This window comes from Brasilonema bromeliae SPC951, assembly GCF_012912135.1.
Lineage (GTDB): Bacteria > Cyanobacteriota > Cyanobacteriia > Cyanobacteriales > Nostocaceae > Brasilonema > Brasilonema bromeliae.
The window spans coordinates 11,230-23,187 of sequence record NZ_QMEB01000079.1 but is presented as its reverse complement, the minus strand read 5'-3'; the positions used below and the strand labels follow the sequence as shown (position 1 = coordinate 23,187).

At 44.6% G+C, this 11,958-nt stretch carries 11 protein-coding genes; 6 read left to right on the top strand and 5 right to left on the bottom strand.

Annotated elements, in window-relative coordinates:
* Positions 1–231 precede the first annotated feature (231 nt).
* From DP116_RS12185 to DP116_RS12175, 3 genes are all read right to left on the bottom strand, one after another.
* Positions 232–888 (bottom strand): DUF1295 domain-containing protein, encoded by a 657-nt coding sequence (locus DP116_RS12185; RefSeq protein ID WP_169155437.1) that lies wholly within the window; start codon positions 886–888, stop codon positions 232–234.
* Between the two features lie 36 nt (positions 889–924).
* The gene (locus DP116_RS12180) at positions 925–1,698 is read right to left on the bottom strand and encodes an SDR family oxidoreductase (protein ID WP_169155436.1); all 774 of its coding nucleotides are present in this window, start codon (positions 1,696–1,698) and stop codon (positions 925–927) included.
* A 174-nt stretch (positions 1,699–1,872) separates the two neighbouring features.
* Entirely contained in the window at positions 1,873–2,733 is an 861-nt protein-coding gene (locus DP116_RS12175) for a DUF8623 domain-containing protein (RefSeq protein WP_169155435.1), read from the bottom strand.
* Positions 2,734–2,817: 84 nt separating this feature from the next.
* Between DP116_RS12175 and murG the strand changes: the two genes are divergently transcribed.
* Positions 2,818–3,891 carry an undecaprenyldiphospho-muramoylpentapeptide beta-N-acetylglucosaminyltransferase gene (gene murG / locus DP116_RS12170; RefSeq protein ID WP_169155434.1) on the top strand — a complete coding sequence of 358 codons (1,074 nt, stop codon included), beginning with the start codon at positions 2,818–2,820 and terminating at the stop codon, positions 3,889–3,891.
* Between the two features lie 50 nt (positions 3,892–3,941).
* Positions 3,942–4,907 carry a DNA cytosine methyltransferase gene (locus DP116_RS12165; protein ID WP_169155433.1) on the top strand — a complete coding sequence of 322 codons (966 nt, stop codon included), beginning with the start codon at positions 3,942–3,944 and terminating at the stop codon, positions 4,905–4,907.
* A gap of 90 nt (positions 4,908–4,997) precedes the next feature.
* On the opposite strand, the gene DP116_RS12160 is transcribed toward DP116_RS12165, so the two are convergent.
* Complete coding sequence (locus DP116_RS12160) at positions 4,998–5,222, bottom strand: AbrB/MazE/SpoVT family DNA-binding domain-containing protein (protein WP_169155440.1); 225 nt, start codon at positions 5,220–5,222, stop codon at positions 4,998–5,000.
* 255 nt (positions 5,223–5,477) lie between these two features.
* Here DP116_RS12160 and DP116_RS12155 point away from each other — a divergent pair, with 255 nt between their 5' ends.
* Entirely contained in the window at positions 5,478–5,714 is a 237-nt protein-coding gene (locus tag DP116_RS12155) for a DUF6737 family protein (RefSeq protein WP_169155432.1), read from the top strand.
* Between the two features lie 276 nt (positions 5,715–5,990).
* On the opposite strand, the gene DP116_RS12150 is transcribed toward DP116_RS12155, so the two are convergent.
* Positions 5,991–6,581, bottom strand: a complete 591-nt coding sequence (locus tag DP116_RS12150) for a thioredoxin family protein (protein WP_169155431.1) — start codon at positions 6,579–6,581, stop codon at positions 5,991–5,993.
* A gap of 291 nt (positions 6,582–6,872) precedes the next feature.
* Here DP116_RS12150 and DP116_RS12145 point away from each other — a divergent pair, with 291 nt between their 5' ends.
* The 3 genes from DP116_RS12145 to DP116_RS12135 all read left to right on the top strand — a co-directional run.
* Complete coding sequence (locus tag DP116_RS12145; RefSeq protein WP_169155439.1) at positions 6,873–7,277, top strand: NIL domain-containing protein; 405 nt, start codon at positions 6,873–6,875, stop codon at positions 7,275–7,277.
* A 186-nt stretch (positions 7,278–7,463) separates the two neighbouring features.
* Complete coding sequence (locus DP116_RS12140) at positions 7,464–10,676, top strand: two-partner secretion domain-containing protein (protein WP_169155430.1); 3,213 nt, start codon at positions 7,464–7,466, stop codon at positions 10,674–10,676.
* Positions 10,666–11,958 (top strand): ShlB/FhaC/HecB family hemolysin secretion/activation protein (locus DP116_RS12135; RefSeq protein ID WP_246275604.1); only part of this gene is annotated, 1,293 nt, incomplete at its 3' end. The genes DP116_RS12140 and DP116_RS12135, both read left to right, overlap by 11 nt.

The window sequence follows — 11,958 nt, the reverse complement described above, 5'->3', positions numbered from 1 at the left end:
TACGAGTAGACATTGTTGTCGGGTTGTCCATCCAAGGCTCATGAAAAATGAAGCGCTATGCATTTACCCGATTTTCACGGACGCAAACTGACGTTAGCTGTTTTTTGTAATACCTCTGTCGTCAATCATCCTTATGGAATGGTCAATGATTTATTGCGTGTTCTTGAAGCTGCATAGCAAAAGAGTGGAGGAAATACCCTCCACTCTACCTACTAACTCCTCGCTTAAACTTCACCAGATAAACGGAATCAAACGGGCGCTAGATTGCTTGTAATCAGGATATTCTGAGTATTTTTGAGACATTGACTGTTCTTTGTTAGACATCAACCGGAGGTAAAAAACTAAGATATATGCAGGCAGCAAATAAGCCCAGAGTGAACCAGCGACGACACTAAAACTCAGATAACGTAGCAGATCCCCAAAGTAATTGACATTGCGGGAGAAACGCCAGATGTTGTCATTAACTAGCCCTGCCCCATACTGCTTGGCGGTAAGCTTTTGGATATCGGCGGTAGCATTGATCAGAGTGCCGAAAATGTAAAGTGATAATGCCACAGCAGCTGTGGTCATTGATAGGGGAACGGGATTAGTAAATGCTAGGTATCCTGGAAGTGCGTAAAAAACCCCGACAGATAATAGTATGAAAACAAATAAACCAACGCCCACAGGGTCATTAAACATCTGTCGCCGCTGGGGATAAAACCATTGCTCAATTAACCACCAAAGACAATAACTGATGTGCAGGCACATATAAATGACTTGTCGCCAGTCTTGAATGCCGAAGACGACAGCAAAAGCAACCAAGCAGCTTATTGTGAGAACTTTTGCGATGTTAATCGTCGTGAGAACTGTAACTCCAGTTTTTTCAGCGTTGGCAGTGTTTTGCATAAAGCCATACCAAATTTATCTTGTTATTGCCTAATTTTAACTTCGCCTATTCACCAGAGTAGCGCTAGCCTGATCAACTGGCATAAGTACAACTTCGTTAATATTGACATGGCTTGGTCGCGTAACGCAGAAAAATATCACATCGGCGACATCATCTGGAGTCAGAGGCTTGACTCCTTGGTAAACTTTGTTGGCGCGATCGCTATCGCCATGAAAGCGTACATCGCTAAATTCTGTTTCTACCATACCAGGGTCAACAGAACTGACGCGGATAGGGGTTCCTAGCAGGTCTTGTTTCAAACCTTCGGAAATAGCTCTGACAGCGGCTTTAGTGCCACAATAGACGTTACCACTGGGATATGTCTGATGTCCGGCGATGGAACCAATGTTGACGACATAACCGCGATCGCGTTTCACCATTCCAGGGACAACATAGCGCGTCAGGTACAGCAAACCCTTGATGTTGGTATCAATCATTTCTTCCCAGTCTTGGATGTCGCCTTCGTGGAGTTTGTCTAAACCACGACTCAGACCAGCGTTGTTGATGAGGATGTCAATTTCAGACCAGGAGGGGGGTAGGGTTGAGATGGCAGATTCTACAGCAGTGCGATCGCGCACATCCAGTTCTACCAAGTGAATGTCAGTCGCAGAGTTTTTGCTCACCTCATCTGCTAACTCCTGCAAGCGCTCTAACCGTCGTGCGGCTAAAATGAGTTTTGCACCTGCATTTGCGAATACTTTGGCACAAGCCGCACCGATACCGCTGCTTGCACCAGTAATCAAAACAATTTGATTTTGAATAGAAAGCATTTTAGTTATTAGTGATGAGTCATTAAGTAGGTCAACATTGAAAAGCGTAAAATAGAGTCTTTGCGATTACTTCGCTCCACTGTGTTCCGCTCGTAATGACATTTTACGTTTAATTAGGTTGAGCTACTTAGTCATTAATCATTAGTCATTAGTAAATGACCAATGACTAAATAATTAGTTTTTCACAACCTGTATGCGCTGAGTGATCATGACCATACCGTCTCCGCGCATGATCACAGCAGAAACCCATTGACTACCAGGGACAGCTGGTGCGCGTCCAACTTTAAAAATTCCGCCAGATGAGAGTAATTCTAAATCCACAGGTGTGGCAGTCAGCAATTTCTCTGGTTTAATAGGTTCTTCCAACGCTGTTCCTAAGAGATAGTCATCACCAAGAGGTTCTTGGACAATCGCGTCAAGATTAAACTGCTGACCAACTTTTACTTGCTGTGGTAACTTGAACTCTACTTTAGGTGGCTTGGCACCGGAAGTCAATTCAGTGCGTTCAGACAAAATGTCTTGGCGGATAATTTTACCTGCAGCAATGCGCTGGCGCGACCTAATTGTCGCATTGAAAGTCGAGTTCTCACTGTTCGTAGAGGGCACACCAGTTATATTGGTGAGTGTTTCGGCGACAATGGCATTACCTTCAGATTGCCAAGATTGTACCTGGGTAGTGTATTTCAATCGAGGGTATCGTTGCCAAAATGCAGTTAAAGCTTTTTCCATATTCTGACGGGTTAAGCCATCTCCGTGAACGAAATTGGGACTATAGAACTGCATGACGCCTTTGATATTCCCCTGACTTGCTGCTGCATCAATTTGCGCCAATAAGTTTTTTACTTGAGAGGGTGCATTTTGAGAGGCGCTACTGGGTTGGAGGGGTTCCCCGGCTTGTACTAAGTGCTGTGGTGTACTGGCTTGAGCAGTTTTCCAACTCGTTAATAAACTTAGTGTAAGCAGAGAATAAACTAGTAAGCGAGTAGGTTGCAACATTGTTTGACGTTTGTGTAAAAAGGAAGCAAAATTTGGCATGAGTAAAATTAGGCAACTTGACGACACAAGGGGTGGAAGTTGTTTTATTTTAGGTTAAGCTAAGCGCTAACAGGGTGGAGGGTGATGGTAGAAACTCCTATACGGTTGTTAATAGCTGCTAGTGGAACAGGCGGACACGTGTTTCCGGCGATCGCACTAGCTGAACACTTGAGGGATTATCAAATCGAATGGCTTGGTGTCCCCAATCGATTAGAAACTCAGCTTGTTCCCAAACAGTATCGATTGAATACTATTGCAGTTGAAGGTTTTCAGCAAGGTTTTGGAATTTCTTCACTTCGCGTTTTGGGAAAACTGATTGGTTCAATTTTAGAGGTCAGGAAACTTTTACGACAAGGAAACTTTCAGGGAGTGTTCACGACAGGAGGTTACATTGCTGGACCGGCTGTTATTGCAGCACGTTCTTTGGGTTTACCTGTTATTCTCCACGAAGCCAACGCCTTACCAGGTAAAGTGACTCGCTTTTTAGGACCTTGGTGTAGTGCTGTGGCGGTGGGTTTTGAAGCCGCTTCTCAATACTTGCCTCGCGTTAAAACAATTTACACCAGTACTCCGGTGCGTTCTCAATTTTTAGAAGAAGAAATTGAAGCATCCTTGGATCTCCCGATTCCTAAAGACGTTCCTGTGATCGTTGTCTTTGGTGGTAGCCAAGGAGCAGTTGCTATCAATAAGCTGGTGCGACAGTCTGCCAATGCTTGGTTTGATGCTGGTGCTTGGGTTGTGCATTTGACAGGCGATAATGATCCTGAGGCTGGCACTTTCAAACATCATCAGTATATTTCATTACCATTTTATAATAATATGGCTGCGTTGCTACAACGGGCGAATTTAGCAATTACTCGTTCGGGAGCAGGTAGTTTAACGGAGATGGCTGTGTGCGGAACACCAGCAATTTTGATTCCGTACCCATTCGCAGCAGAAGACCATCAGACTTATAATGCAAAAGTTTTTACCTCAGTTGGTGCGGCGAGTCTGTTTAAACAATCAGAATTGACGGCTGAGGTTTTGCAAAGTCAGGTTTTGGACTTGTTGAAGCATCCGGAAGAATTGCGAAAGATGAGGGAGGCGGCGAAGGCGATCGCAGTTCCTGATAGCGCAGAAAAATTAGCACAGTTGGTGCGTGAGGTGGTAGAAAAGTAAAAAAACTACATATACGCCAAAGACCCAACAGATCAGTTACCTAACTCAGAATGAACTACGTAGATAAAATCAATCATGTACTCAAACCTGCATTTTCCCGTAGTCCACTGGTGGTAGACTTATTCGCTGGCTGCGGTGGTTTATCTGTTGGGTTTGAAGCACAGGGTTTTGCAACTCACGGGTTTGAAATGGATGCTGATTCTTGTGTTACGTATAGAAAAAACTTAAAGGGAAACTGTACTCAGGTTATCCTCACACCTGAGACAGAATTACCATCTGCCAAAGTACTTATAGGTGGACCTCCTTGTCAACCTTTCAGTGTGGGAGGAAAACAAAAAGGTTTACAAGATTCACGAGACGGATTTCCAATTTTTATTAGTGCAGTCAAGAGGCTTTGTCCAGAAATTTGGTTGTTTGAAAATGTTCGTGGGCTTCTCTATAAAAACAAGTGGTACTTAGACGAAATTGTTCAAACATTCCAGGATTTAGGGTTCATAGTAGAATGGAGATTATTAAATGCAGTTGACTTTGGTGTTCCTCAAAATCGAGAACGTCTTATAGTAGTAGGACACAAAGGAAACTTCAAATTTCCGAAACTATTCGAGAAAAAAGTTAGTGCTGGCGAAGCTTTAGGAGAACTTGCATTTATGACTCCAGAAGAATCGAAGTTTCTGACACCCAGCATGGATGAATATGTCGCAAAATATGAAAAAGCATCCTCTTGCAAACATCCCCGCGACCTTCATTTAGATAAACCAGCAAGAACTTTGACCTGTAGAAACTTAGCTGCTGCAACAGGTGATATGCACAGAATTAAATTACCATGTGGTAGGCGGCGACGTTTATTTCTAAGAGAAGCTGCTAGATTACAGAGTTTTCCAGATTGGTTTGAATTTGTAGGAACACAAACAAGTTGTTTTAATCAAGTGGGTAATGCAGTACCACCATTATTTGCATTTTATTTAGCTGGAAGTGTTAGAGATTATTTACATATTGTAGGCGTTGATTCACCGTAAATAAATAAATTCTTTATCAACCTCCATACTGAAATAGTTGGTCTGCATGCATAGCTCTAATTATTCCCTCTTCCAACCAAAATCGTTCATTCACTTTGCTAATTCTTCCAATGCATTTCTGTACTTAGTGCTTACTTTATTGTATGCTTCCATAGCTTTATCAAAATCAGGATTAGAAGTAGTAAGGTAAACTCCATCAGCAGTTTCAGTCACAAATATGGTGTCACCTTCATCAACTCTTAGCTTTTGCAGAATTTCTTCAGGTAGAGTAGTTCCTAAAGAATTTCCAATTCTACAAACTTTTAACGTATACATAGTCATTTGTTGTTAATGGTAATACTATTGTAATAACACCATTCAACTACTATTACATTGAAATGCCGCTTTTTAGTCATTAGTTTTCTTCAATCGTCTGCTGTAACTGCTTCCACTCCATAATTCTGACATACGATCACTTGTGTGTAGATTAAGCATTGCTCCTTTGCACCCATCACATTGCTAGTTCTGCTTGCTTAAGTTGCGTAATTTAGTAATAGTTAAAGAAATAATTATAAACTAGCTGTCAAACAAATGTCTGAACAAAAGCCCCTCAGTCCTTGGAAATACAAACCGTGGTGGTGTCAGCCTTGGTCTATTCTTCTCACAGGTGTGACGCTGATAAGTGGTAGCTGGGTACTATTTAGGACAGTTTGGTTAACTATTCTTGTCTGTGTACCAGTACTGACATGGATGGGTTTCTTTTTGATAATTTGGCCTCAGCTTATGATCCGTAGTGGAATTTTGGAATCATATGAGGATCAGGTTTGAATATAAAACTTGGTCACGCGAGCTTAGTAGGTGTAGCCACAACTTCTAAGCTGTGCTCAGATCTTGCACCATAATTTTCGTCCACCAAGAAATAAATTTCTTGGCTCAAAATTTAAGTCCGTTAAAACGGACTGGGTAAGTATTTAAGTCCGTTTTAACGGACTTGAGGTATTAGCCTTGTAGACGCCCACAAGATACGGCGAACCGTAGGGTACTTCAGTTCAAGGCATACTCAGGTGGAGGTGCAAGATCTGAGTGTGGCTATTTGCAAGTATTTTAATTCACAACTTGAGCGCCATGACTGCGGGGATCTTCTTGAGTATCTATTGGTGCGACTGGTGCATTAAATTGCGAAACTCTGCCGTTTGCTTGAGCATAAGGCAAAGGGGAAGCAGTAAGCAAAGCTTCTAGATTACTAGACAAAATGGTACGAGGTTGATCACCAATAGCTTCTGCGATCGCCTCCCCTTTCTGATTCAGATACACAAAATGAGGAATACCATCCACCCGATATTGCAACATCTCTGGTAGCCACTTGGTATTATCCACATTCAGCATGACAAAATTCACTTTGTCAGCATACTGCTGTTTCAGTTGGGCGACATCTGGTACCATTTTTTGGCAGACAGTACACCAATCAGCATAAAACTCTACAAACGATGGCTTACCGTTGGTTAAAGCAACTTCAAAAGGTGTAGACTGCTTATCTAACTGAGTCAGAGTTGCAGAGGTTGTCTCGGTTCTCAGCCCCAAAATTAGGGCAACGCTGAGGGCGATCGCCACGATTGCGATTAAAAAATTTCTCAAGCGCGTCCCAACCTTGGATTCTGATGTTTCTGAAGAATTAACAGGTGTATCGTTACTCATAACAATTTATTAAAACTTATTAAGTACTACTTTCTTCAGTTTAACCTCCTCGTGATCTCTGTTAGCATTCCTGACGATTGATCAAACCACGGATTTTAAACAGTGAACAGTGAACAGTGAACAGTGAACAGTGAACAGTGAACAGTGAACAAGGGGTAGACGAGTCCGTTTCCTACTGCGCTTCCTTGATAACTGCGGCTGGTACTTGATAACTGCGGCTGGTACTTGATAACTGATAACTGATAACTGTTAACTGGTAAAATACGCTTGGGATACCCCCAAAATGAAACTGTGAAAAAACGAGTCACACTGACTTTCCCCAAACGTGTCATTCAAATGCCAGTCACTTACCGATTGGCAAGAGATTTTAACGTTGCTGCAAATATTATTCGTGCTCAGGTTGCACCAAATCAAATTGGTAAACTGGTGGTGGAACTCTCGGGAGATATTGATGAATTGGATGCAGCGATTGAATGGATGCGATCGCAAAACATCACCGTCTCCCAAGCTTTAGGAGAAATCGTCATTGATGAAGACATATGCGTCCACTGTGGCTTGTGTACAGGAGTTTGCCCAACACAAGCCCTCAATCTCGATCCCCAGAGTTATAAGTTGACGTTTACGCGATCGCGCTGCATTGTCTGTGAACAGTGTATTCCCACCTGTCCCGTACAGGCAATTTCAACCAATCTATGAAGAAGACACAGGGCAGAAAAGGTTTTTTCGAGTCTGATTAGTATTCACCAGCCCCGCAATGTTATTTGACAGCGCGGGGTTTTTCTGATTACTCCATTTATAAAGTTTTGTAAATATTTAGTAAAATTTGCATAAAACTTGTGTCAGAGCTGAGAAGTCAGTAGATATTACTTTGACGAAGGGAAAATGTGGTTTACTCAAAAAAGAGTGCAACTGCAAAGCAGTGCTGGGGGGTGTCGCTTGTTAAGGATGAATGCTCTTGTGTGCAGGTTCTTCTTGAAGTTAGGGATTGCTCCTTGGTGTGCGCTTAGCGCAGCCGTGTTGCTCCCACTCGCATTTTCTGCAGATTCTACTCTTGCTCAAGAACTCAAGCCCGTAGCTGATAAGACTCTGGGAGCAGAAAGTTCTGTGGTGACACCAACAAGCCCACAAGCTGACAGAATTGATGGTGGAGCGATTCGCGGCGCTAATCTGTTTCACAGTTTTTCACAATTTAATATCGGTGAAGGACGAGAAGCGTATTTTGCAAATCCAAATGGGATTGAGAATATTCTGAGTCGGGTAACAGGGAGTGACGCATCTAGGATTTTTGGGAAGCTTGGTGTTTTGGGTAATGCTAATCTGTTTTTGATTAATCCGAATGGGATTATTTTTGGGAAAAATGCCAGTTTGGATCTTAGGGGTTCGTTTGTAGCGAGTACGGCGAGTAGTTTGAAGTTTGCGGATGGCACAGAGTTTAGTGCAAAGGGTGCCCAAAGCAAACCTCTGCTGACTGTGAGTGTTCCCCTTGGCTTGCAATTTGGCACGGATTCAGGAAAGATTTTGGTGCAAGGATCAGGTAACTCCCTGAGCCAAGATCCACAAATAAATGCAAGTGGAATTGTAATAGGTACGACATTGAATAGGAGTACTAGACCAGTTGGTTTACAAGTGCCGCCGGATAAAACTTTAGCGCTTGTAGGTGGTGATGTAATGCTAGAGGGTGGTAATCTGACGGCTACATCGGGACGGATTGAATTGGGGAGTATAGCTGGTACTAATTTTGTAAGTTTGAACCCAATAGACAAGGGCTGGGCATTGGGATATCAAGGGGTGCAAAACTTTGGGAATATCCAACTGTCCCAAGCGGCTTCCGTAGATGTTAGTGGTACGGGCGGCGGTGATATTCAAGTACGAGGCAGACGCATTACACTTACTGATGGTTCGGTGATTGCGGCTTCTACATTGGGAGCAAAACCGGGTGGGACTTTAACTGTAGCTGCTGACGATGCTATGGAATTAACGGGAACTGATTCAAATTATCAAATTTCAAGCAGCTTGTTGACTGAGACTTTAAACTCCGGTTCGGCAGGAGATATAACGATTTCTACCGACAAGTTGATTGTCCGGGATGGAGCACAGGTAGCATCTACTAGCATTAGCTCCGGTGCAGCGGGAAAGTTGAACGTGAGCGCACCAAAGTCCGTAGAACTTGTGGGAACAGGAAATGTGGTAATCAATGCTGTAGGTTCTTTGGAGATTCCTAGCACATTGGCATCTACACCAACAGGAACTGGGAGGGGTGGAAATGTAACTATTGCAACAAATAAACTAAGCGCCATCAGTGGGGCACAGATAGGAAGTGTGACGTTTGGCACAGGAGATGCGGGCAACTTGGTAGTGAACGCGAAGGAGTCAGTGGAACTGATTGGCATCTCAGCTGATGGTCAATTTCCCAGCGCCTTAGGAACTTCAGTCCAGCTAGGAGCCACAGGCGCTGGCGGCAGTTTAACTTTGGAAACGGGGCGGTTAAGCGTCCGGGATGGGGCACAGATACAAACTACGACATTTGGCATAGGAGATGCGGGCAACTCGGTGGTGAACGCAAAGCAGTCAGTGGAACTGATTGGCATCTCAGTTAATGGTCAGGGTTTCAGCGCCTTGTCTACTTCAACCCAGCCAGGAGCCACGGGCGCTAGCGGCAATTTAACTTTGGAAACGGGACGGTTAAGCGTCCGGGATGGGGCAGTGATACAAACTACGACATTTGGCACAGGAGATGCGGGCAACTTGCAGGTGAACGCGAAGGAGTCAGTGGAACTGATTGGCAGGACACCCAATGGTCGATTTTCCAGTAGCTTAGCGACTTCAACCGAACGAGGAGCCACGGGATCTGGCGGCAATTTAACCTTGGAGACGGGGCGCTTAAGCGTCCGGGATGGGGCAGTGATACAAGCTGCGACGTTTGGCACAGGAGCTGCGGGCAACTTGGTGGTGAACGCGAAAGAGTCAGTGGAACTGATTGGCACTTCAGCTAATGGTCAAACTTCCAGCGGCTTGTTTACTTCAGTCCAGCCAGGAGCCACGGGATCTGGCGGCAATTTAACTTTGGAAACGGGGCGCTTAAGCATCCGCGATGGGGCACAGATAGGATCTAGTACGTTGGGTTCGGGTTCGGCAGGTATTTTAATAGTAAACGCAAAGGAGTTAGTAGAACTGATTGGCATCTCAGCTAATGGTCAGCGCCCCAGCCTCTTGACGGCTCGAACCACCAGTTCTGGTAATGCCAGTAACATAAACATTGAAACTGGAAAGTTGACTGTCCGGGATGGGGCTAGAGTATCTGTGAGCAGTGAAGGTTCAGGATCGGCAGGCAACCTATCAGTCCAAGCTCGCTCCATCCAGTTGGACAACAAAGGAGCCATCATAGCCACAACTAGGTCAGGAAATGGCGGCGATATTACACTGCAAACACAGGATTTGTTGCTGCTGCGCCGCGACAGTCAGATATCTACCACAGCAGGCACTGAAGGAGCAGGTGGAAACGGCGGTAACATCACCATCAACACCCCTAACGGCTTCATCCTCGCCGTCCCAAGAGAAAACAGCGATATCACCGCCAATGCTTTCACTGGCACTGGTGGTAGAGTAGACATTAACTCCTTTGGCATCTATGGCATTCAACCCCGTCAAAAACCAACTTCTCTAAGTGACATCACCGCCAGTTCAGAATTTGGCGTAAACGGCACTGTTCAGCTAAACACACCCGACATCGACCTCAACAGCGCCTTAATCAACCTACCCTCAGTCCCCGTTGACACCAAACTTGCCCAAGGCTGCAACTCTCCCAACTACGCGAAAAGCAGTTTCATTATCACCGGACGCGGCGGCTTACCTCCCAACCCCAAAGACATTCTCACACCTGACGCCGTGCAGGTAGATTGGGTAACACTTAACCCTAATCTAGAAAAAAATTCAAGTACAAATATTTCCACCAATCCAAATCCTACCACACCAGCCCCAATAGTAGAAGCAACTGGCTGGGTATTCGGTCCCAAGGGCGAAGTCATATTTACAGCACAAGCCCCAACACAACACCAAAGTTCTTGGCAAACACCACCAAAGTGCCATGAAAAGTAAATTTCCAGACAACCTTACAACCTACTGTTTATATATAAATATAGTTGCATTGCTGAGCTTCCCTCATTCACGCCTACACGCACAAGTTGTGACTCCAGCACAACTACCAAACGGCAATTCTTTCCAAAGCCAACAACTCCCTTCACCGCAGGATGTGCAACCACCTCCACCTTCTCCATTTCCCTCACCTAAACCACCACAACCACTTCCTCCACCACAAGACTTACTTCCCCCTTCTCGCCCAACTCCCAACAAGAGTGAACCAATTCCTGGTAAGTTTCCTGAAACTATCATTGTTAAACGATTTGAAGTTATTGGCAGTACCGTATTTAGCCCCGCAGAGTTAGCCAAAGAACTCGCTCCCTTTACTAACAAACCTATCTCACTGACCCAAGTGTATCAGGCTCGTACCGTTATCACAGAATTATACATCAAAAAAGGTTACATCACTTCTGGAGCATATCTCCCTGCTCAAACAATGGAGTCCGGTGTTGTCAAAATCCAGGTAATCGAGGGTAAATTAGAAGACATCCAAGTCACAGGTACCAGGCGACTCAGACGCAATTATGTACGCAGCCGTCTAGCAAGAGCAACATCACCACCTCTCAATAGAGAACGCTTGCTTGAAGCCTTGCAACTGCTGCAACTTAACCCTTTGATTCAAAACCTGTCTGCTGAACTCACCGCTGGAACACGTCCCGGTACAACTATATTACAAGTCGAGATACAAGAAGCAAAAACTTTCAGTAGCCAAATTGTTTTGGATAATAGGCGATCGCCCAGTGTTGGTAGTTTCCGCCGCCGATTACAACTTAACTCAGCTAACTTACTCGGATTTGGAGACGGTCTAAGTTTAGCATACACCAACACCGATGGCAGCAACGCCTTTGATGGTAGCTACACGTTTCCCGTCAATCCCCAAAATGGCACTCTCTCTTTTTACTACGGTACGACATCCAGCGACATCATTGAACGTCCTTTCAACGAACTAGATATACAATCAGCTTCCCGTTACTACGAACTCACATTCCGTCAGCCAGTCATCCAAACTCCCACGCAAGAATTTGCTCTTGGCTTTACCGCCTCAAGACGAGAAAGTGAAATTTCTTCCCGGCTGTTTCAACAAGAGGGAGTTCCCCCTAACTTACTTTCGCCTGGCGCTGATTCTGAGGGACGCACTCGCGTATCAGCATTGCGATTTTTCCAAGAATGGACGAGTCGTAACAGCCGTGAAGTTATCGCCGCTCGCTCTCAATTTAACATTGGACTGGGTGCATTAGAT